Origin of the sequence: Winogradskya humida, from assembly GCF_016862215.1 — a bacterium.
GTDB classification, from domain to species: Bacteria; Actinomycetota; Actinomycetes; order Mycobacteriales; family Micromonosporaceae; genus Actinoplanes; species Actinoplanes humidus.
Genome location: NZ_BOMN01000092.1, coordinates 123,873 through 145,361 on the forward strand (window position 1 = coordinate 123,873; position 21,489 = coordinate 145,361).

A 21,489-nucleotide genomic window follows, 5' to 3' on the forward strand; every position below is an offset into this window, starting at 1 on the left:
CCCAGCACAGGCGCCCAGCACAGGTGCCCAGCAGACGCGCCCAGCAGACGCGCCCAGCACATGATCCACTTGCGCTCGATCCGTTGACTTTTGTTACGCGCAGGTGACAGCGTTGTCATCGAGAGATCTCTTTCTCTACGATGTGGAGCGTCCGGTGCACGAACTCGTTCGACGGAGGACCGCCGCCGCGGCCTCTCTGGCCCTGGTCACAGGTGGTCTGGCGCTGGTGCCGCCGACCGCGGCCCAGGCCACCGCCAAAAAACTTCCCTCTGTGGTGTCGGGCGATGCCCGCTTCCAGATCATCTCGCCGACCCTCATCCGGACCGAGTACGCCCCCGGCGGCCGGTTCACCGACGGCGACACGTTCAACGTGATCGGCCGCGACGATTTCACGCCGGCCCGGTTCACGAAGCGGATCTCGCAGGGCTGGCTGAGCATCGACACGGGCGCGGCGACCCTGCGCTACAAGGTCGGTTCCGGGGCGTTCACCGCCGACAACCTCACCGTACGGCTGAAATCCGGCCGCCAGAGCGTGACCGCCGCGCCGTGGGAAGGCCAGGGCGCACCCGATTGTGCCCCCGGCGCCCTGTGCGAGGCCGAGGCGCTCGCCCTCGACGGCCCGAGCGCGGCGACCGATCACGGCGGCTACACCGGCCAGGGCTTCGCGGCAGGGTTCGAGGGCACCGGCAACTCGCTGTCGTTCGCCGTCTCCCCCGCGACCGCAGGCGCGCAGCAGCTCACGGTCCGCTACGCCAACAGCACGGGCGGGGACGGGCAGAACGTCGCCCGCACCCTGACCGTGACGGTGGACGGCACCGCGGCCGGCACGCTGACGCTGCCCCCGACCGGGAGCTGGGACACCTGGGCGCTCGCCTCGGCGCCGCTGACGCTGACCGCGGGCCGGCACCAGATCAGCCTGGTACGCACGGCGAGCGACTCCGGCAGCGTGAACATCGACAGCCTGGCCGTCCTCGCGCCGGGCGCCGCATATCCGGCGCCGACGCCGCCCACCGCGCAGCCGTGCGCGTTCGGCGCGGTGTGCGAGGCGGACGCGGGCACGCTGTCCGGTGGGGCGCGACTCGCCGACGATCACAACGGTTATTCGGGTGACGGCTTCGTGGCCGGCCTGGAACGCACCGGGGCGGCGGCCGCGCTGACCGTCACCGGCGTGCCGGCCGCCGGGACCTACCAGGTTCAGGTGCGCTACGCCAACGCTCAGGCCGGCAGTCAGCCGGTGCAGACCCGCACCGCGACGGTCACGGCGAACGACGCGCCGCCGGTCACGGTCACGCTGCCGCCGACGAGCAGCTGGGACTACTGGCGCACCGGGTCGGTCGCCGTACGGCTCAAGGCCGGCACGAACACCGTGACGTTCGGCTGCCCCACCGACCAGAGCTGCAACGTCAACCTGGACACCATCGCCGTCACCGCGAAGGGTTCGCCGCTGCTCGCCCCGCACGCACCGCTCGGTGGTTACCGGCGTGGCCTGGACAACGTCAACGGCGGCGCGCGGACCTACGGCGGGCTGCTCTACCAGGACGGCTGGTCGCTGGTCGACGACTCGGCGTCGGCGCCGCACCGCGCGGGCATCCAGGACGGGTACGTGTTCGCGTACGGTCAGGACTACCGGCACGCGCTGCGGGAGCTGTCCACGCTGACCGGGCCGACGAAGCTGCTGCCCAAGTGGGCGTACGGCGTCTGGTACTCGGAGTACTTCGACCGGACCGCCGCGGAGTTCCAGGACATCGTGGCGCGGTTCAAGACCGAGGGCGTCCCGCTGGACTCGCTCGTCGTCGACACGGACTTCAAGGCGCCGGACAAGTGGAACGGCTGGTCGATCGACCCGACCCGGTTCCCCGACTGGACGGCGTTCGCCGCGGCGCTGCGTAAGCAGGGCGTACACACCGGATTGAACATCCACCCCAGCATCCTCGGCACCGACCCGGCGTTCCCGAAGGCGCAGGAGCTCGCGAAGGGCAAGCTGAAGAAGACCGGCTGCAACGGCGGACCGGACTGCTACGTGTTCGACTTCGGCGACGCCGATCAGCTCAAGGCGTACCTGTGGCTGCATGATCAGATGGGCGCCGACGGCGTCGATTTCTGGTGGCTGGACTGGTGTTGCGACGCCTCCACCTCCACCAAGCAAGGCGTGACGGCTGACGCCTGGATCAACCAGAAGTACGCCGACCTGACCGGCTTCGCGTTCTCCCGGGCCTACGGATCTTTGCAGGCCGGCGGGTACGCGAACCCGGGCCCCGTGGCAACGGGACCGTGGGCCGACAAGCGGACCACGCTGCACTTCACCGGTGACACGATCTCCAACTGGGAAACCCTGCGGTTCGAGGTCGGCTACACCCCGGGCGAGTCGGCCGCCACCGGGCTGGCCGCGGTCAGCCACGACATCGGCGGGCACACGGGCGGGCTGCAGGAACCGGGCAGCGAGCCGGGCAGCACGAAGCTGCCGGACGACCTCTACGCCCGGTGGGTGCAGATGGGCACGTTCCAGCCGATCGACCGGTTGCACTCCAACCACAGCGACCGCCTGCCCTGGCAGTACGGCGCGGCCGCGAACGCCTCAGCGAAGAAGTTCCTCAACCTTCGCAAGAAGCTGCAGCCCTACACGTACGCCGCCGCGGCTGAGGCGACCCGCACCGGCACCCCGATCGTCCGGGCGATGTACCTGGCCTACACGGGTGAGCAGGAGGCCTACGCGACCGCCGGCAGCCAGTACCTCTACGGCCCTGACCTGCTGGTCGCCCCGGTGACCACGCCGGGCACGACCGCATCCACGTCGGTGTGGTTCCCGCCGGGCAACACCTGGACGGACTACTTCACCGGCAAGCGCTACAAGGGCGGCACCACCGCCTCGATCACGACAACGCTGGACACCATGCCGGTCTTCGTCCGCTCAGGCGCGGCGAAGCCGTAACCCCTCGAGGCGCCGGGCCCCCTCAGCCGAAAAGGGGTGCCCGGCCCGCGTCGATCCGCTGCCGCCAGAACGACAGGCTGAGCGCCCGTTCCGGCCCGATGCCCCGGATCTGCACCGGCGTGCCGTCCCGCCGGATGACATAGGTGGTACGCCGCACCGACAGATAGTCGATCTGCACGCCCACGAAGTCCGCGGCCGTCCGGATCCCGCACTCCTCCAGATGCCGCAACGACGCCGGTTCGATCCCGGACGGCCGGCTGAGAGCGATCACCGCGCGGGCCAGGCGCCCGTCGGGGTCGTACGTGAGCAGCCGCCGCTGATCGATCGGCCGCGGCAACGTGAACCGCTGCTGACTCGCCCCGAAATACGCGAGCAGGGCGGCGCGGGCACGGGCAACGTCCCTGCCGTCGTCACAACCCTCACGCCAGGCGATCCCGACCCGGGTCAGGTCGATGTCGGTCGCCAGCGCGGCCACGGCCACCGCGGCATCCCCGGGCCACACGTCGGCATCGCGCGGTGAGATCTTCACCCAGTCCCCGAACCCGTGCACGGAGAACCCCAGCGCGACACACACGTCCACATCCGGCGCACCGACCACGGTGACCTCATCGAACCCGTCCCTGCGCACCTGCGCCAGCACCACGCAGCGCGCACCCGGACTCGACAGCGCGAGCATCACCGCGCCACGCCCCCGCCGACCGGTCACGGCCTCGGTGACGACCCGCTCGGTATCCGCCGCACTCGCGGCGAACCCCCGCTGCATCTCGACCAGATCCACACCCATGCCGGCGACATTCGGCCGCGCCCGGCCCGGCCTGAGGAATCGGCTCGCTCGGAGGTCACCGGCTCACTCCATCGGTGGCATCGCCCGCACACTGCGGAATCCGTCGCAGACCATTCGTGGCGGCATGTCGCGTTCATGCAGGCGGAAGAAGCCTCAGACGCCGCCACCACTGGTCGACGCGGGCGAACACGTCAGCAGGGGGATGTTCGGTGTCACGCCACCGTGCGACCTCGACGATGAACTGCTGCAGGGTCCAATCACCCCAGGTGCCGTACGGGTCCAGGCGTTCCGTCACGCGTCCCCCTGCCTTGATGCCGGCTAGCGCGGCCCCCGGGTGGCCAGGTATGCCTCCACCTCGGCGACCTCGGCCCGGTTGGGCCGTTCGTCGTCCGGGTCGTCGGTCTCGTCAGGCCGGCGGAACCAGTCCCGCAACCATCCGTGGTCGATCCGTGCGCCGGTGGCCGACTTTCTCGCGAGCTGCCACGGCGTCGACGCCTGCACGAGTGTGCGGAGATCACTCGGGGACAGGGCGCTGTACCGCGTTGTGACGTACCCGATGGTGTTGAGCGGACGCTCACTGTCGATGGCAGCCGCTGCCGCTGGAGTCGGGACTTCAACGGCGACGTCGCGTTCGGTGGCCTGCAGGGCCTCGGGAAAGAGCGGCTCGTCGAACCACCCGAGGTGGTGTCCTTGCACAAAGAAGAGAAGCAGCCGCTGCTTGGCGGGAGTCAGGCCCGGCCGGCGCATGTCTATGGCGGCGATAACGGAGGCAACGCTGGTCATCGGCGCAACGTAACGGCACCGTACGGCAGGGTCCATCCCTCCAGCGGTGACGAGAATGGCACGACCACCGACGTCGTTGCCTCAGCCTCCTCACCGGACCGTTTCTAGCTGCCGCCACCACGAAAGGTATCGATACGGTGACTCTGCGCGTGTCAGATCACGGACTTGCCGAGCTTGGTCAAGATAGCCCCATTTGCAAAGTCGGCGGGGTTGCGGCAGGCCACGACTGTTCGCGGACAGCAGAGCGGCGGCTGCTGAACCCACTGTTGGTGGGTTCAGCAGCCGCCGCGGCGGTCAGCGCTCTCGTTCGGTTGTCAGGTTGTGGTGCAGCCGGTGATCTGGGGGCGGGCGGTGCTGTTGCCGTTGGTCATGGTGGTGAAGCCGAAGGTGTTGCCGCTGCCGTTGGGCTTGACCGTCATGGTGTTGCCGCCGTTGCTCCAGGAGAACGCGCCGCTCCACGTCGTGGAGACCTGTTGCGGTGCGGTGATGGCGACGGTGACGGTCCACGTGGTGGAGCCGGTGACGGTGACCGACGTGTTGTAGCGGTCGGCCCAGACGGTGCCCGGGGTGACCGTCGCGGTGCAGCTACCGGTGGGTGGCGGCGGGGAGGACGGCGGGGTGCTTCCGCCCCCTCCCCCGGTGGTGTTGAGGCCGAGGAAGTTGATGGCGTACGCGATCATCCCGCTCTGGGGCAGCGTGTGGCCGGCCCCCGAGACGCTGATGCCCTCCACCGGCGGGGTGACGGTGCTGTTGCCGTAGCGGGTGCGGGTCCAGCTCGACGCCGGTGAGTCGGTGAGCACCGGGGTCTGGCTGACGCCGTTGACGTTGGTCCACTGTTTGAGCTCTTCGCCGAAGTTGTTGTAGTAGAGCGTGTTGTCCGCGGTGCCGTGCCACACCTGCATCCGGGGGCGGGCGCCGGTGTAGCCGGGGTACATCGAGCGGGCCAGGTCGCCCCATTGCTGGGCGGTCTTGATGACCTGGCCGTTGGCGCACTGGGAATTCCAGGTCGAGCCGCCGGTGGTGGCGAAACAGCCGGCGGGTACGCCCATGAACGCCGAACCGGCCGCGAACACGTCCGGGTAGTCGGCGAGCATGACGTTGGTCATCATGGCGCCGGAGGAGACGCCGGTGGCGTACACGCGGCTGGGGTCGATGTTGTACTGCGATTTGGTGTAGTTGACCATCGACATGATGCTGACGGGGTCGCTGCCACCGTTTCGTTGCAGTGCCTGCTGCGTGTAGACGTCGAAGCAGTTGCCGCTGCGGGTCGCTTCGGGGAAGACGATGATGTAGCCGTACTGGTCGGCTGCCGTTTCGTAGTCGCGGAAGTATCCGTTGGCCACCGCCGAGGCGCTGCCGCCGCAGTAGTGCATGGCGACCAGGAGGGCGGGCCGGGCGGCGAGGCGGTCCGGTACGTAGATGTACATGTTGAGGTTGCTGGGGTTGGTGCCGAAGCTGGTCACCCGGACCAGCGACGCCGCTTCTGCCGGCTGGGCACCGATCAGTGCGGTGGCGACCGCGAGCGATGCCGCGGCCACCCCGGCCAGTGCGGCTTTGAGGATGCGATTCATCGGACGGTCCCCTCTCAGCTCGCGGTACAGCCGGTGATCTGCGGCCGGGCGCTGCTGTTGCCGTTGGTCATCGTGGTGAAGCCGAACGTGTTGCCGCTGCCGTTGGGCTTGACGGTCAGGGTGGTGCCGGCGTTGGTGAAGGCGGCGCTCCAGGTCGTCGTGACCTGCTGTGGTGAGGTGATGGCGACGGTGACGGTCCAGGTGGTGGCGCCGGTGACGGTCACCGAGGTGTTGTAGCGGTCGCCCCAGACGGTGCCCGGGGTTATCGACGCCGTGCAGGAGCCGGCGGGAGGAGGGGTCGTCGGGGATCCAGGCGGGGTCGTGGGGCTCGTCGGGGAGGTGCCGTTGTTCAGCGCTGTCAGCACCGAGGTGTAGGCCGCCTTCTTCCCGCCGCTGCTGGTGAAGAGCAGCGGGCTCTCCCCCGACCGCCACGAGTCCGAGTCACGGATGCCCCACACCGTGATTCCCTTGCAGCGGGCGACAGCAAGACAATCATTGGTGACATTGGTGTACGCCGCGGTCGGCGCGTTCGTGATGTCGAGCTCGGTGATGTGCACGTCTACACCGAGCGCGGCGAAGCTGGACAGCGTGGTGCGGTAGTTGCTGGGGTAGCTCGACCCGCCGGTGAAGTGCGACTGGAGGCCGACGCAGTCGATCGGGACACCGCGGGACTTGAAGTCCTGCACCATCCGGTAGACGGCCTGGGTCTTCGCGGAGCTCCAGTTGTCGGTGTTGTAGTCGTTGTAGCAGAGCTTGGCGTCCGGGTCGGCGGTGCGCGCGGCCCGGAACGCGGCCTCGATCCAGTCGTTGCCGGTGCGCTGCAGGTTGGAGTCGCGGCGCGAGCCGTCACCGTTGTCGGAGAACGCCTCGTTCACCACGTCCCACCACGTGACCTGGCCCCGGAAGTGGGTGGCGACCTGGGTGACGTGGTTGAGCATGGCGTTGCGCAGCGCGGTGCCGGACAGGCTCTGCATCCAGCCGGGCTGCTGCGAGTGCCAGGCGAGCGTGTGGCCGCGTACCTGCATCCCCAGGCCACGGGCGTGGGTGACGATACGTTCCGCGTTGGTGTAGGTGAACTGGTTCTGGTTCGGCTCGGTGGCGTCGATCTTCATTTCGTTCTCGGGCGTGACCGCGTTGAACTCACGGTCGAGAATCGTGGTGTACGCGGTGTCGCTGAGCCTGCTCGCCGCGACCGCCGTGCCGAAGAAACGACCGTCGCGGGCGGCGGCGGACGCACCGAGAGTCGTTGCGGCGCTGGCGGAGCCGGGCAGGACCGCGAACCCCGCGGCGACCAGCATTCCGGCGGCCGAGAGGACGAGAGCGGCACGCTTCAGACGGGTGGGTTTTCTGTTCATGAGTACCTCCGGGGAATGCGGTCCGGGCGGTGGTGGATCCGCCCGGACCGCTGGATTACGCCGCGGTGCAGGACGTGATGCGGGGCCGGGCGCTGGAGTTGCCGTTGGTCATCGTGGTGAAGCCGAACGTGTTGCCGCTGCCGTTCGGCTTGACCGTCATGGTGGTGCCGCCGTTGCTCCAGCTGAACGCGCCGCTCCACGTGGTGGAGACCTGCTGAGGTGAGGTGATGGCGACAGTCACGGTCCAGTTGCCGGCGCCGGTGACAGTGACTGACGTGTTGTACCGATCGGCCCAGACCGTGCCGGGGGTGACTGTCGCCGAGCAGCTACCACCGGGCGGCGGGGTCGTCGGGTCACTGGTCGGCGGCGACGTGGGACCGCTGGTGGGCGGGGACGTCGGGCCGCTGGTCGGCGGGGACGTCGGGCCTGTGCCGAGGGTGGGGGTGGTCCAGGTGCGCCACTCGGCGAGGTTGCCGAGGGCCTTGCTGGAGATCCGGATCGCGCCGGGGTCGTCAGCGGTCTTCAGCAGGAACTTCCTGATGTTCTGCTGCAGCGGGGTCGTCCACTCCGACCGGTTGGCGCAGTGCGACCCGTCGGCGACATCGGACCAGTAGGTGATGTTGCTACCCGCGCCGAGCGCCTTGTAGACCTCGGCACCACCCAGCGCCGCGACACTGCCGGACTTCGGGCCGAGGTTCGCGATGTGCGGGTTGTCCATGATGAACAGTCCCCGCGGTGCGACCATGGCGACCATCTCGTGCGTGTCCACCGGCAGCTTGCCCGGGGCTCCGGTGAACGAGCTGAACGCGTCACCGAACCAGGGCTGCTCGCCGTACGCGCTGCTCAGGCTCTGCGCGCCCTCACCGGGGATGCCCCGGAAGATCGGCACCCCCGCGGTGCCCGACTCGATCGGCATCGTCAGCGCGATCCGCTGGTCGAACACGCCGGCCACGAACGCGCCCTTGCCGAACCGGGAGCAGCCCGTCACGCCGGTCGCGTCGGCCTTCAGGACGCTGCCGCCCGACTTCTCGATCACGTCGATGATCCGGCTGACGCCCCAGCCCCAGGCCTGCAACAGCCCGGTGGTGCTCGTCGCGCCGTAGATGCTGTAGAACGCGCCCTGCTTGTTCGCGCGCCCGGTGCCTTCCTTGCCGACGGAGTACGGGTCGTAGTTGATGACCGCGGCCCCCGCGGCCCGGATCGTGGCGGTGTCGGCGAATCCGCCGTAGACCACGACCGCCGGGAACGGTCCGGTGCCGCTCGGCAGGGACACCGACGCCGAGAAGCTGGAGCTCTTGCCGTTGTCGGTCACGTTGACGGTGATGCTGGTGGACGACACCGTGCCCGTGACGGTCGCCGGCGGCGCGGGCTTCGTACCGTAGACGTACTTCTCCGCCTGCTTCTTGATCTCTTCCCGGCGGCACCGCCAGTCCGCGACCGTCGTGATGCGCGTGCCGTCGATCCGGGTGAACGGGTCGGGCAGCTTGGCGTTGGTGGGTAGCGAGCCCGCGTCGGGCAGGGCCGGCACCGCGCAGTCGGCGCCCTCGTCCTCGACGGGAGCGGCCGCGGCGGCGAGCACGGCGGTGGCCGGTGCGGTGGGGGTGCTCGCCAGGACGGCGACCGCCCCGGCGACCATCAGCGCCGATACCACCAGCGCGACGATCGTGGGTCGGGCCCTGGAACGGCCGGGTTCGATGCTCATAAGGGCCTTCCCTTCATGGACTCACGCCTGAGGGACTGAAACTTCCGGAGCGCTATCGATGTCTTCCGGAGGTGTTAAGCGCACGTTACGACGCTGTATCGATCGGGGTCAATAGATTTGGCGGCGCGGAGATTACCGGTAATTTCGGCATGTCCGGGCCCCCTTCCGGCGGAACCGGGGCCGCTCGTAAGCTGCGGGACATGCGTCGAGCAGTGGTGATCGGAGCGACCGGGCACGTCGGCACCTATCTGGTCCCGCGCCTGGTCAGGGCCGGGTACGAGGTCGTCGCGGTGAGCCGGGGTGAGCGCGCGCCCTACCACGACGCACCCGAGTGGCGCTCGGTCGAACGGGTCGCCGCCGACCGGGAGGCCGAGGACGCTGCCGGTACGTTCGGCGCGCGGATCGCCGCGCTGCAGCCCGACGCCGTGATCGACCTGATCTGCTTCACCCCCGGCTCCGCCCGGCAGCTGGTCGACGCCCTGCGCCCCACCCGCCCGCTGCTGCTGCACTGCGGCACGATCTGGGTGCACGGGCATACGGCCAGGGTGCCGGTCACCGAGGACGAGCCACGCACCGCGTACGGCGAATATGGCACCGGTAAGGCCGCGATCGAGGAGCTGCTGCATCGCGAGACCCTCGCCGGTGGTGTCCCGACGGTGGTCCTGCACCCCGGGCACATCAGCGGCCCGGGGTGGCCGGTCATCACCCCCGCGGGCAACCTCGACCCGGACGTGTGGCGGCGCTTGGCCACCGGCGAGCCGGTCGCTCTGCCCGCCTTCGGGCTCGGGGTGCTCCACCACGTGCACGCCGACGACGTGGCACAGGCCTTCGAGCGGGCACTGACGCGGCCGGCCGCGATCGGGCAGAGCTTCCATGTGGTGGCCGAGCAGGCGATGACCTGCCGGGGTCTCGCTGCGGGGGTGGCCGCGTGGTTCGGTCGCGAGCCGGTGCTCGACCTGGTGGACTGGCCGGAGTTCGAGGAGCGGGCCGGGGCCGAGCACGCCGGTGCCACCCGGGAGCACGTCGAGCGCAGCATCGCGGCGAGCATCGACCGGGCTCGCGCGGTTCTCGGCTACGCGCCGCGTTACTCCTCGCTGGATGCCCTGCGCGAGTCCGTACGGTGGCTCGCCGGGCATGACCAGCTGGATCTGGACGGCACCGGGCTCTGACGCGGTCAGCCGGCCGCGCAGGAGGTGATCCGCGGCCGGGCGGTGCAGCTTCCGCCGGGCGGCGGCGTCGTGCCACCCCCGCCCCAGCCTGCGGTGCTGTCCAGCCAGGTGGCTCGCTGCGCCATCCACGTACGCATCGTCTGGACCCCGCTACGACCTCATCGGCTTCGACCCCCGCGGCGTCGGTTACAGCACGAACATCAACTGCCCCGAGCCCGGTGACAACCCCGGCCCCCTGCCCGACGGCCCCCTGGCCAGGGACACAGCACGCCGGCTGTACGACGCCCAGGTGCGGGACAACGCCGCCTGCGGCCGGTCCGACCCCGCATTCCTCGCGCAGCTCACCACGCTCAACGTCGCCCGTGACCTAGACCGGATCCGGACCGGGCTCCACGAGCGGAAACTGAACTTCCTCGGCATCTCCTGGGGCACCTGGCTCGGCGTCGTCTACCGCAGCACGTTCCCCACGAGCGTCGGCCGGATGTTCCTCGACAGCGTGGCGATCCCCCGCTTCAGCATCCCCGCGTTCGAAAAGGGCCGCGACGCGGCGGCAGTCGCCCTGCGCACCGGCTACGACACGAACCCACGCCGTTTCACCGACATCGACGACACGTTCGACGGCGACTTCATCGCGCTCGCCGCCAGCCAGGACGCCCCGGCCTGGCCCCTGGCGAGCCAGGTCCTGAAGGAGTTGCGCGACGCCACCGGCCCCACCGCGCCACCCACCGTCAAAGAGGTCGTCAGCGAACCGGAACCCCCGTCCGAGCCGCCCGCCGACCTGCCCGAACAGGGCAACCGGACGATGAACCGCGCCGCCTTCTGCAACGAGGACCCCGCCCGCCTCGGCTTCGACGCCGCCTGGGCCGCCTACCGGCAACGCCTCGCCGACAACCCCATGACCAGCCCCAACCGCGGTTTCTCAGCCGGATGTGCCGGGTGGCCGCTGCCGGTCCAGCAGGTCCGGTTGCGCCCCGGCGGTGGCTCACTCGTGCTGTCCGGTCACCGTTTCGAGACCCCGTCACCGTACGAGTGGACGTGGCAGACAAAGGCCATCGTCGGCGGCACGGTCTACACGGTGAACGACGACGTCCATGGCTCGGTCCTCCGCGTCCCCGAGTGCGCCGCCGACCTGCTCACCTACTTCACCACCGGCGAAATCGACCACGGCTGCGCCGGCGTTCCGGTCCCCACCGGCCCGGACCTGCCATCAGCCGAAGCCCTGAGCCGCACCGACCGGGCACAACGCATTGACCAACGTGAAAGTCTTGCCATATCGTCGGGCTGGACCGTGGCTGACACCGTTGTCAGGGGAACCTAGCGGCCGGTTGTCCGGTGAGAGTCGACGCGTTCGCGAGGAGACCGCGATGAAACCGTCACGCCTTTTTCTTTCTGGCCTTGGTGCGGTGCTTGCGCTCGGCGGCGCGGTGCCCGGACCCGCGGCGGCGGCGAGCGCTGCTGCCGCGGTGGGTCCGGGGAGCCAGCCGTACGCCTCGTATTGGCATCCGAACTCGATTGTGAACTGGGATCCGGCTACCGATGCTGATGCGCGGTTCAACGTGTCGAGGGTGCCGCTCGCTGCGCGTACCCAGGATCCCGAGCTCAAGGCCAATGCGAACGCGCACGCCGGGGAGGGCAGGATCGCGTCGCTGGTGTCGTTCGGGCCGACGTCCGGCAATCCGTCGCAGGGCGCGCTGGACACGAACTATTACGCGTTCCCGTATTGGCAGTACATCGACACGCTGGTCTTCTGGGGCGGGTCGGCGAGTGAGGGGCTGATTCTCGCTCCGAATGCCACGGTCATCGATGCGGCGCATCGTAACGGGGTGAAGGTTTACGGGACCGTGTTCTTCCCGCCGGCGGCGTACGGTGGGCAGCTGCAGTGGGTCCGGGATTTTGTGCAGAAGTCCGGGAGCGGTTATCCGGTGGCTGACAAGCTGGTGGAGGTCGCGCAGCACTACGGCTTCGAGGGCTGGTTCATCAACCAGGAGACCGGCGGCGGCGACGCGGCGCTGGCGACCGAGGTGCGCAACACCCTGACCTATGCGAAGTCGCGCGGCCCGGTCGATTTCATGTGGTACGACGCGATGACCGAGAGCGGCGCGGTGTCCTGGCAGGACGGGCTGAACACCACGAACGACGCGTTCCTTCAGGACGGCGCCACGCGCGTCTCCGACTCGATGTTCCTCGACTTCGGCTGGAGTGCGGCCAAGCAGACGACCTCGCGCACCACGGCCCGCGGGCTCGGGCGCAGCGAGTACGACCTGTACGCGGGCATCGACACCGAGGCCAACGGGTACAACTCGTCCGTACCGTGGAGTTCGGTGTTCCCGGACGGACAGCCGCACGTGACCGGGCTCGGGCTCTACCGTCCCGAGTGGACCTGGAAGTCGTCGACGTCGCGGGCCGACTTCTACAGCCGCGACGCGCGTTACTGGGTGGGTGCCAACAACGATCCGTCGAACACCGCCACGACGTCGGCGTGGAAGGGGCTGGCCACCTATGTCGCCGAGTCCACCGCGGTGACGGCCAAGCCGTTCGTGACCAGTTTCAACGCCGGTCAGGGTGACTTCTACGCGGTCGGCGGGGAGCGGCTGGGGACGAGCGGCTGGAACAACCTGTCGCTGCAGGACGTGCCGCCGACGTACCGCTGGGTGGTGCAGTCCGCGGGGACGAAGCTGACGCCGGGCATCGACTTCTCGGACGCATACGAGGGTGGCAGTTCCCTGCAGCTGTCCGGCAAGCTCGACGCGGCCAACACCGTGCGGCTCTATCAGACCCGGCTCCCGGTGGCCGCCGGCACCAAGCTGTCGATAGTCGTCAAGAACCCGGCGGCGGGTGCGACGAACCTGGCGGCGGCGGTGTCGTTCACCGACGACCCGGCCTCGTTCACCACGCTCGACCTCGGCGCCACCACGGGCACGGGATGGGAGACCAGGACCTTGGATCTCTCACCGTACGCGGGCCGCACGATCGCCCAGCTCGGACTGCGCGCGGCTGCCTCCGAGCCGGTCGACGCGTACTCGATCCACGTCGGCAGGATCGCCGTGTACGACGGCGCGGTGGACGCCGTCAACCCGCCGTCCGGGGTGTCCGTGCTCGGCGTGACGGATGTGTCGTCGACCCGCAAAACGCTACGGCTCACCTGGAACGCCGCGAGCGGACCGGTGCATCACTACGACGTGTTCCACCGCGACGCCGACGGCACCCGGACCTATCTCGGCGGCACCACGAACAACGCCTACTTCGTTCCGCGCCTCGACCGCACCGGCACCGAGGCTGCCAGCACCATCGAGGTGGAGGCGGTGGGTGCCGAGGGCGGCCGGTCCGCAGCCGTCAGCACCGAGGTGGAGTGGAGCGGCGCACCGGTCGCGGCGAACCTGGCCCTCAACCAGCCGGCCACCGCGGACTCCCAGTGCGCCACGGCGGAGAGCGCGGCCAAGGCGGTGAACGGCAGCGTCAGCGGCGGCAACTCCGACAAGTGGTGTTCCCTGGGTACGCAGAAGTGGCTCGAGGTCGACCTCGGCGCGAACCACTCGCTGAGCAGTCTCGTGGTCAAGCACGCCGGCGCCGGAGGCGAGTCCGCCACCTTCAACACCAAGGCGTTCACCATCGCCGTCCGCTCGGCGACCACGGACCCGTGGCAGACCGTCGTGTCGGTCACTGCCAACACCGACAGCACGTCGACCCACCCGGTCACCACGACAGCCCGCTACGTCCGGCTGACCGTCACCACGCCCACGCAGACCACCGACCCCGCGGCCCGGATCTACGAGTTCGAGGCCTGGGGCGTGTAGCACCAGCCCCGGCACGCATCTTCGCCGGACAGAAACCCGCCGCGGTCACCGGACAGGTGACCGCGGCGGTGCTGTTCCCGCCCTTCTGGCACAAACCGTCCTGGACGCTTCTGACCACCTGCTCTCCCTTCCCGGCACTCTCCATCAGCAGCAGACTATTGATCAACGGAACGGCGACTCAGGAAGCGGAAATCCGCGACCGGATACGCACCGACCGATCAATGCCATTTCCTGCTGGAGGGTTCCATGTCTGCTACCGCCCGGATCTCCGGAGTTCTCGCCGGCCTGCTTCTGCTCGCCGCGTTTCTCGCAGTAGGCATCGCCTCCGGTTCCAGCAATTCCCACCGCGCCGTCACGCATTACCAGGCGGGCCTGATCTGGGACACCACGCCGACGGTTCCGGCCGACGGCGCGGCTGCCTGATCCGCCGATGCTCGCGCTCGCCTTTGCCGGCCAGGGTTTTCAGGAAAAGGGAATGGGCGCCGATGTGTTCGGGCACTATCCCGGCCTGGTCCAGCTCGCCTCGGACATCCTCGGCTACGACCTCGCCGAGTTGTGCCGCGACGACCCCGACGATCTGCTGACCCGGACCGAATACACCCAGCCCGCGATGTTCGTGGTCAACGCGTTGCGCCAGTTCGAGCGGATCAGGAGGGAGGATCCGCCGGCCGCCTTCTATCTGGGGCACAGCCTCGGGGAGTACAACGCGCTGCTGGCCGCCGGCGTCCTCGACTTCGAGACCGGTCTGCGGCTGGTGCGCAAACGCGGGGAGCTCATGGCGGCCGCGTCGGGCGGCGGGATGACCGCCGTGCTCGGCGTCACCGTGCCGGAGCTGCTCGAGATGCTGCACGCGGACGGCGTCGACGGTGTCGACCTCGCCGGGTTCAACACCGACACGCAGACGGTCATCTCCGGCACGCTGCCGGTCCTGGAGGCCGCCCACCGCAGCCTCGAACAGCGGCGGATCCGGTTCAGCGCGTTGCGGGTCAGCGGCCCGTTCCACTCCCGGTACATGGAACCCGCGCGGGCGGAGTTCGCCCGCTACCTGTCCGGCTTCCGGTTCGCCGAGCCACAGCAGCCCGTGATCGCCAACGTCACCGGGCTGCCCTACGAGTCCGGCACCGTCGCCGAGCTGCTCGCCGAGCAGCTCGTACGGCCGGTGCGGTGGACCGACAGCATCCGTCATCTGCTGGCACTCGACCCGCAGGTGGAGTTCAGCGAGATAGGCGGCGAATCACTCGTGCGCATGGCGCGCACCATCAGAAAACGGAGCGGCACCGATGCAGAGCAAAGCCATCATCCAGAAGTATCTCGAGGACACGTTCCTGTTTGATTTCGACGACACCATCACGGCCGACACGGACCTGTTCAAGGCCGGCGTCATCGACTCGTTCGGATACGTCCGGATGATGAAATTCCTGGAACAGCAGTTCGGTGTGGAGATCTCCGCCGAAGACATTCTCACGAACATCCTGGTGTCTCTCACCTCCATCGACGAATTCGTCGCCACCAAGATCGCGGCTGTGTCCGCCTGACATCGCGGCTGTGTCCGCCTGACGAGGAGCAAAACAAATGTGCGGGATCGCTGGCTTTCTGTCGACGGCGCTGCGCGGTGCGGGTGCCGACACGGTGATCACCTCGATGTTGTCGCGGATCGGTCACCGTGGCCCCGACGACGCCGGTTGCTACCTTGACGACGGTTTCGCGATGGGCACGGTCCGCCTGGCGATCGTCGACGAGGCCGGCGGCGCGCAACCGATGTCCGACCCGTCGGACCGGTACTGGATCAGCTTCAACGGCGAGATCTACAACCATGCCGAGCTGCGCCGGGAGCTTCAGGCACAGGGCCGGCGGTTCCGCAGCGACCACTCCGACACGGAGGTCGCGCTGCAGGCGTGGATCCACTGGGGAGCGGAGGGCTTCGCGCGGTTCAACGGCGCGTTCGCGCTGGCCATCCGCGATCGGGTGACCGGTGACGTCGTGCTCGCCCGTGACCGGTACGGCAAGCGGCCGTTGTTCTACGTCGACGAGCCCGGCCGCTTCCTGTTCGCCTCGGAGATGAAGGCGTTCCGGGACTTCCCGGGGTTCTCGTTCGAGTTCGACGCCCGGGAGCTGGCGTCGACGTATGCGGTGTGGACGCCGCTGCCGGACCGGACGCCGTTCCGGGGTGTCCAGCAGCTTCCCATGGGCAGCGTGCTCACCCTTCGGGGCACCGATCGGGCGCTCCGGGCGTACCACACGCTTGATTTTGACGTGCCTGCCTTTGATGGCAGTGAGGCCGAGGCCATCGATTTCCTTCGCGAGACCCTGCGCGAGAGCGTGGAGTTGCGCCTGCGGGCGGACGTGGAGGTCGGTGTCTATCTCAGTGGCGGGCTGGACTCGTCGATCGTCACCGCATTGACCACGCAGCTGTCGCGGCATCCGGTGCGGACGTTCTCGGTGGCGTTCGAGAACAAGACGTTCGACGAGTCCCAGAGCCAGCGGCTGGTCGCCGAGCGGCTGGGCACGCAGCATTCCACGGTGACGGTCGGCAGCACCGACATCACCGACAACTTCCTCACCGGCGTCTACCACGCCGAGGTGCCGACGTTCCGGACCTCGTTCGTGCCGATGTACCTGCTGTCGAAGCACGTCCGGGACTCCGGCATCAAGACGATCCTGAGCGGGGAGGGCTCCGACGAGGCGTTCCTCGGCTACTCGCTGTTCCGGGAGACGTTGCTGCGCCGGCAGTGGAACGAGCTCAGTGACACCGAGCGGCGGACGAAGATCGCCAGTCTGCACCCCGAGCTGGCGCACTTCGGGCCCGAGCATCAGGAGCACCTCGTCGGGCTCTACCAGCAGTACTCCACCGAGCACATGCCCGGCCTGTTCTCCCACGAGATGCGGTTCAGCAACGGCCGGTTCGCGGCGCGGCTGCTCGCGGAGAAGATCGACCCGTTCGCCGACCTGCAGAACCTGGTCGCCACGACCCCCGGTTACCAGGGCCAGTCGCCGATCCACAAAGCGCAGTGGCTCGAGTACAACACGCTGCTGCCCGGATTCCTGCTCTCCACCCAGGGGGACCGCACGGCGCTCGCCAACAGCGTCGAGAACCGGTGCCCGTTCCTGGATCCGGCGGTGGTGCGCGCGGCGGCCTCGGTGAACCTGCGCTACGACGACGGGCTCGTGGAGAAGGCGCTGCTCAAGAAGGCGTTCCGCGATGTCCTGCCGGAGTGGACGACCTCCCGGCCCAAGCAGCCGTACCGGGCCCCGGGCAGCGCCGCTTTCAAGGACCACAGCCCCGACTATCTCGAACTGCTGCTGTCCGAGGCCGAACTGGCGAAGGCCGAGGTCATCGACGTGAAGTTCGCGCGCCGGCTCACCGACAAGGTGATGAGCACCCCCGTCGAGAACATCAGCACCCGCGAGGACCAGACGTTCCTCTACCTGCTCACCACCATGGCCCTGCACCACCAGTTCGTCCGCGGCGACGAACCCGTTACGCCCGCCCCGCTCTCGCTCGGTGTCCGGGTGGACTACCGCTCCCATTCAGAGGATGCCCGATGAACTCCCGCTCCGGCTCCCTTTCCCGCTCCGGCGACGTCGCCATCACCGGTCTGGCCCTGCGCTTTCCGGGCTCCGACACGCTTCCCGAGCTCTTCGGTCACCTGGTGGCCGGGCGCTCCCTGATCACCGAGGTGCCCGCCGAGCGCTGGGCGAAGGAACGCCACTTCGGCGATCCCCGCAGTGGCGAGGCAAGGACGAACAGCATCTGGGCTGGTTTCATCGAGGGCGCCGACCGCTTCGACGCGGCGTTCTTCAACATCTCGCCGCGTGAGGCCGAGACGATGGACCCGCAGCAGCGGTTCGCCCTGGAACTGGCGTGGCACGCCATCGAGGACGCCGGCTACCGCGCCGGGGAGCTCGCCGGCAGTCGCACGGGTGTCTACATGGGACTCTGTCACGCCGACTACGCCGAGCTGATGGAGCGCGACGGCGTACCCACCGATGCGTATTTCCCGACCGGGACGGCGTACTCCATCGTCGCGAACCGGTTGTCGTACTTCTTCGACCTCCGCGGGCCCAGCATCACCAACGACACGGCCTGCTCCAGCTCGCTCGTGTCGATCTACGAGGCCGTCGCCGCGCTGACCAACGGCGACTGCGACCTGGCCCTCGCCGGCGGCGTCAACCTGGCCTGGTCACCGAAGCTGTTCGTCGCTTTCAGCCAGGCCGGCATGCTGTCACCCACCGGCCGCTCACACGCTTTCGACCAAAATGCCGATGGTTTCGTACGCGGTGAGGGCGGCGCGGTCCTACTGCTCAAGCCGCTCGAGGCCGCGCTGGCCGACGGCGACGCCATCCACGCCGTGATCCGGGGCGCGGGCACCAACCACGGCGGCCGGACCAGCTCGCTGACCGTGACGAACCCGCGGGCGCAGGCGGCGCTGATCGAGAACGTCTACAGCCGCGCCGGGGTCGCACCCGAGACCGTCACCTATATCGAGGCGCACGGCCCCGGCACCCCGGTCGGCGACCCCATCGAGATCCTGGGTCTGAAGAACGCGTTCCGCAGCATGCACGACGCCGCCGGGACCCGCCCCGAGCCGCAGATCACCGGGATCGGCTCGATCAAGTCGAACATCGGGCACCTGGAATCGGCCGCCGGTGTCGCCGGTGTCGTCAAGGTGATCGGGGCGATGGCCACCGGCACGCTGCCCGGCACCGTCAACTTCCGCGCCCTCAACCAGCTCATCGATCTCGACGGCAGCCCGTTCCGGATCGTCGGCGAGACCCAGCCGTGGACGCCGCCTGCGGACCTCCCGCGGCGGGCCGGGGTCAGCTCGTTCGGGTTCGGGGGCACCAACGCGCATGTGTTGCTGGAGGAGCCGCCGGTTTCTTCGGAGGGAGTACAGCTGCCGGGGCCTTATCTTGTACCGCTTTCGGCGAAGAACCCTGCGCGGCTGCGGGAAGCGGCTGCGCGGCTGCGAGCGTACCTACAGGGGCCGGCTGACGATGGCATCGCCGCGTTGCGGGCGGTGGGGTCGATGACGGAGATCGCGTACACGTTGCAGGTTGGTCGGGAGGCCATGGCCGCTCGTGCCGCGTTCGTGGTCAATGACCACGCTGAGCTCGTAGCGGCGCTGGAGGCTTTCACTCCGGGTGAGGTTCACGCCGTGGAGCAGGCGTCCGAGGAGATCGTGGCGACCGCGGCGCGATGGGTCGGCGGCGAGAGCGTCGACTGGGCCGCTTCATACGAGACCCGGCCTCATCGGGTACGCCTGCCGGGCTACCCGTTCGCCGCCGACCGGCACTGGTTCGTCACGCCGCCCGCCGCTCCCCCGGCTGTCGACCGCCTTCACCCGCTCGTGCACCGCAACACGTCGACACTGAACGAACTGCGGTTCAGCTCCACATTCGACGGCTCGGAGCCTTTCCTTGACGCGCACCGGGTTGAGGGGCGTGCGGTGCTGCCCGCCGTGGCGCACCTGGAGATGGCTCGCGCGGCTGTCGGCTTCGCCACCGGGCAGTCGTCGGTGTCGCTCAGTGACGTCGCGTGGCTGCGGCCCCTGATCGGGGACGTCTCGCCGATCGAGGTTGATGTCGCCCTGCGAGGTCAGGACGACGGGATCGCGTTCGAGATCAAACGTGGCGAGGTCGTGTACAGCGCTGGATTCGCGCGTACCGGTTCGCTTGGCACGCCGCCGCGCGTCGACCTCGATGCTGTCCGCGCGGCCTGCACCGACAGCGCGGATGTGGCCCGGCTGTATGAAGAGTTGCGCGGGACCGGGCTCTCGCATGGTCCCGCGATGCGGCGGCTGCGTGCGGTGAGCGTGGGTCAGGACCAGGCGCTGGCGCGGATCGACAGCGACGACGTCGACGGGTACGTGCTCGCGCCGAGTGTGGTCGATGCGGCGTTCCAGGTGTCGTTGCTGCTGCTCGGTGACTCCGGGGATCCGGTGCTGGCGTTCGCGGTGCGGGAGCTGCAGGCTTACGCGGCGTGCACGTCCACCACCTGGGCCTGGGTACGCCGTACCGCCGACGGCACGTTCGACATTGACCTGTGCGACGGCGACGGGACGGTGCTGGCCGCTGTCCGGGGGCTCGCCCAGCGCACCGCCCGCGCCTCCTCGCGAGTGGTGACCGCGACCTCGCAGTGGATCGACACCCCGGTCCGGGCGGGCTCGGGCGGCCGCACCGTGCACGGTCTGGTTGTCGGGCGCGCGCTCGACGGTTGTGTGCCATTGCCCGCCATATCCGCCGGCGGCGTGGCCCCGGGCGTTCAGCAGACGCTGATGGACGTCTTCTCGCGTGTGCAGGATGTGCTGCGTTCCTCCCCGGATGCCGAGCAGCGATTCGTGGTGCTGGTCGACGGGCGTGTCCCCGAGCACCACCACGCGCCGCTGTCGGGTTTCCTGCGCAGCGTCGTGCTGGAGAACCCGCTCGTCTCCGGGCGCGTGGTCCGGGTGGCCGGGCTATCCGCCGCCGAACCGGCGTCGCTGAACGCCATCCTGGGCGCGGAAGGGAGCGATGAATCCGCGGACACCGAGGTGCGTTACCTCGGGGACGCGCGGCGGCAGAGCCGGCAGACCGTCGAGCTCCCCTCCGGACCGGCTCCTCGGGTGCCGGCCCTGCGCACCGGCGGCGTGTACTGGATCCTCGGCGGGGCGGGCGGTATCGGGGCTCACGTGGCCCGGTATCTGGCCCGCGCGCAGGACAGCGTCGTGGTGCTCAGCGGTCGCTCGGCGGACAGCTCCGCGGTGGCGGCGCTGCGCCGGGACGGGATCGCCGCGCACTACCTGCCCGTCGATGTCACCGATGGCGATGCGGTGCGCCGTGCCGTTTCCTCTATCGAGCGTGAACACGGTGGGCTGCACGGGGTGGTGAACGCCGCGGGGGTGCTGCGGGACCAGTTCCTGCTGCGTAAAGAGCTCACGGATGTGCGTACGGTGACCGCGCCCAAGATTGACGGCACGCTCCACCTGGACGTGGCGACGCGGCATCTCGATCTGGATTTCTTCGTGCTGTTCTCGTCGGTCGCAGCCGAGTACGGCAACGCCGGACAGACGGACTACAGCGCCGCCAACGCTTTCCTCGACGCGTTCGCCGGGCACCGGCAGGCGCTCGTCGACGCGGGTGAGCGGACCGGGCGTTCCGTGGCGATCAGCTGGCCGCTCTGGGAGCAGGGTGGCATGACCCTGGACGACGCGACCCGTGCGGAGCTTCGCGCCGATCGCGGCTGGGAGGCCCTGCCGACCGAGGACGGGGTACGCGCCCTGGGCCGGGCGCTGCTCACCGACGCGCCGTCGCGGATGGTCGTCGCCTATGGCGCCGCGGCCACGCTGTCGCCGCAGCGGTGGCGGACTCCTCCCGCTCTCCCCGCCACGCCGGCTCCCGCCGCGGCCGCGGTCCCTTCGGACGA

At 69.3% G+C, this 21,489-nt stretch carries 16 protein-coding genes; 9 read left to right on the top strand and 7 right to left on the bottom strand.

Annotated features, from left to right (window positions below; genetic code table 11):
* The first annotated feature begins 154 nt into the window (after positions 1 to 154).
* Complete coding sequence (locus Ahu01nite_RS33015) at positions 155 to 2,929, top strand: TIM-barrel domain-containing protein (RefSeq protein ID WP_203840615.1); 2,775 nt, start codon at positions 155 to 157, stop codon at positions 2,927 to 2,929.
* Positions 2,930 to 2,951: 22 nt separating this feature from the next.
* On the opposite strand, the gene Ahu01nite_RS33020 is transcribed toward Ahu01nite_RS33015, so the two are convergent.
* From Ahu01nite_RS33020 to Ahu01nite_RS33045, 6 genes are all read right to left on the bottom strand, one after another.
* Positions 2,952 to 3,713 (bottom strand): hypothetical protein, encoded by a 762-nt coding sequence (locus Ahu01nite_RS33020; RefSeq protein ID WP_203840616.1) that lies wholly within the window; start codon positions 3,711 to 3,713, stop codon positions 2,952 to 2,954.
* A gap of 133 nt (positions 3,714 to 3,846) precedes the next feature.
* The gene (locus Ahu01nite_RS33025; RefSeq protein ID WP_203840617.1) at positions 3,847 to 4,008 is read right to left on the bottom strand and encodes a hypothetical protein; all 162 of its coding nucleotides are present in this window, start codon (positions 4,006 to 4,008) and stop codon (positions 3,847 to 3,849) included.
* A 23-nt stretch (positions 4,009 to 4,031) separates the two neighbouring features.
* Complete coding sequence (locus Ahu01nite_RS33030; protein ID WP_239159324.1) at positions 4,032 to 4,496, bottom strand: hypothetical protein; 465 nt, start codon at positions 4,494 to 4,496, stop codon at positions 4,032 to 4,034.
* A 314-nt stretch (positions 4,497 to 4,810) separates the two neighbouring features.
* Positions 4,811 to 6,067 (bottom strand): extracellular catalytic domain type 1 short-chain-length polyhydroxyalkanoate depolymerase, encoded by a 1,257-nt coding sequence (locus Ahu01nite_RS33035; protein WP_203840619.1) that lies wholly within the window; start codon positions 6,065 to 6,067, stop codon positions 4,811 to 4,813.
* Positions 6,068 to 6,081: 14 nt separating this feature from the next.
* Positions 6,082 to 7,422, bottom strand: a complete 1,341-nt coding sequence (locus tag Ahu01nite_RS33040) for a glycoside hydrolase family 10 protein (RefSeq protein WP_203840620.1) — start codon at positions 7,420 to 7,422, stop codon at positions 6,082 to 6,084.
* Positions 7,423 to 7,477: 55 nt separating this feature from the next.
* Positions 7,478 to 9,124, bottom strand: a complete 1,647-nt coding sequence (locus Ahu01nite_RS33045; RefSeq protein WP_239159325.1) for a glucuronyl esterase domain-containing protein — start codon at positions 9,122 to 9,124, stop codon at positions 7,478 to 7,480.
* 200 nt (positions 9,125 to 9,324) lie between these two features.
* On the opposite strand from Ahu01nite_RS33045, the gene Ahu01nite_RS33050 reads away from it, so the two are divergent.
* A complete protein-coding gene (locus tag Ahu01nite_RS33050) occupies positions 9,325 to 10,293 on the top strand; it encodes an NAD-dependent epimerase/dehydratase family protein (protein WP_203840621.1) in 969 nt (322 codons plus the stop codon).
* Between the two features lie 5 nt (positions 10,294 to 10,298).
* On the opposite strand, the gene Ahu01nite_RS51485 is transcribed toward Ahu01nite_RS33050, so the two are convergent.
* Positions 10,299 to 10,430, bottom strand: a complete 132-nt coding sequence (locus Ahu01nite_RS51485) for a hypothetical protein (protein ID WP_275411799.1) — start codon at positions 10,428 to 10,430, stop codon at positions 10,299 to 10,301.
* A 23-nt stretch (positions 10,431 to 10,453) separates the two neighbouring features.
* On the opposite strand from Ahu01nite_RS51485, the gene Ahu01nite_RS33055 reads away from it, so the two are divergent.
* The 7 genes from Ahu01nite_RS33055 to Ahu01nite_RS33085 form a co-directional block, all read left to right on the top strand.
* Positions 10,454 to 11,611 (top strand): alpha/beta fold hydrolase, encoded by a 1,158-nt coding sequence (locus Ahu01nite_RS33055; RefSeq protein WP_369076641.1) that lies wholly within the window; start codon positions 10,454 to 10,456, stop codon positions 11,609 to 11,611.
* A gap of 46 nt (positions 11,612 to 11,657) precedes the next feature.
* A complete protein-coding gene (locus Ahu01nite_RS33060; protein WP_203840622.1) occupies positions 11,658 to 14,087 on the top strand; it encodes an endo-beta-N-acetylglucosaminidase in 2,430 nt (809 codons plus the stop codon).
* A gap of 246 nt (positions 14,088 to 14,333) precedes the next feature.
* On the top strand, positions 14,334 to 14,510 hold the full coding sequence (locus Ahu01nite_RS33065) for a hypothetical protein (protein ID WP_203840623.1): 177 nt from the start codon (positions 14,334 to 14,336) through the stop codon (positions 14,508 to 14,510).
* Between the two features lie 7 nt (positions 14,511 to 14,517).
* On the top strand, positions 14,518 to 15,420 hold the full coding sequence (locus Ahu01nite_RS33070) for an ACP S-malonyltransferase (protein WP_275411800.1): 903 nt from the start codon (positions 14,518 to 14,520) through the stop codon (positions 15,418 to 15,420).
* Complete coding sequence (locus Ahu01nite_RS33075; protein ID WP_203840625.1) at positions 15,368 to 15,622, top strand: acyl carrier protein; 255 nt, start codon at positions 15,368 to 15,370, stop codon at positions 15,620 to 15,622. The genes Ahu01nite_RS33070 and Ahu01nite_RS33075 overlap by 53 nt, the downstream gene beginning before the upstream one ends.
* A gap of 37 nt (positions 15,623 to 15,659) precedes the next feature.
* Complete coding sequence (asnB, locus tag Ahu01nite_RS33080) at positions 15,660 to 17,633, top strand: asparagine synthase (glutamine-hydrolyzing) (RefSeq protein ID WP_203840626.1); 1,974 nt, start codon at positions 15,660 to 15,662, stop codon at positions 17,631 to 17,633.
* Positions 17,630 to 21,489, top strand: a 3,860-nt coding sequence (locus tag Ahu01nite_RS33085) for a type I polyketide synthase (protein ID WP_203840627.1), incomplete at its 3' end; no start/stop codon positions are given. The genes asnB and Ahu01nite_RS33085, both read left to right, overlap by 4 nt.

Coding starts and splice junctions, on each gene's coding strand:
- Ahu01nite_RS33075 (WP_203840625.1), top strand. CDS start 15,368: ATGCAGAGCAAAGCCATCATCCAGAAGTATCTCGAGGACACGTTCCTG.
- Ahu01nite_RS33020 (WP_203840616.1), bottom strand. CDS start 3,713: ATGGGTGTGGATCTGGTCGAGATGCAGCGGGGGTTCGCCGCGAGTGCG.
- Ahu01nite_RS33030 (WP_239159324.1), bottom strand. CDS start 4,496: ATGACCAGCGTTGCCTCCGTTATCGCCGCCATAGACATGCGCCGGCCG.
- Ahu01nite_RS33040 (WP_203840620.1), bottom strand. CDS start 7,422: ATGAACAGAAAACCCACCCGTCTGAAGCGTGCCGCTCTCGTCCTCTCG.
- Ahu01nite_RS33035 (WP_203840619.1), bottom strand. CDS start 6,067: ATGAATCGCATCCTCAAAGCCGCACTGGCCGGGGTGGCCGCGGCATCG.
- Ahu01nite_RS51485 (WP_275411799.1), bottom strand. CDS start 10,430: ATGCGTACGTGGATGGCGCAGCGAGCCACCTGGCTGGACAGCACCGCA.
- asnB (WP_203840626.1), top strand. CDS start 15,660: ATGTGCGGGATCGCTGGCTTTCTGTCGACGGCGCTGCGCGGTGCGGGT.
- Ahu01nite_RS33045 (WP_239159325.1), bottom strand. CDS start 9,124: ATGAGCATCGAACCCGGCCGTTCCAGGGCCCGACCCACGATCGTCGCG.
- Ahu01nite_RS33050 (WP_203840621.1), top strand. CDS start 9,325: ATGCGTCGAGCAGTGGTGATCGGAGCGACCGGGCACGTCGGCACCTAT.
- Ahu01nite_RS33070 (WP_275411800.1), top strand. CDS start 14,518: ATGCTCGCGCTCGCCTTTGCCGGCCAGGGTTTTCAGGAAAAGGGAATG.
- Ahu01nite_RS33065 (WP_203840623.1), top strand. CDS start 14,334: ATGTCTGCTACCGCCCGGATCTCCGGAGTTCTCGCCGGCCTGCTTCTG.
- Ahu01nite_RS33060 (WP_203840622.1), top strand. CDS start 11,658: ATGAAACCGTCACGCCTTTTTCTTTCTGGCCTTGGTGCGGTGCTTGCG.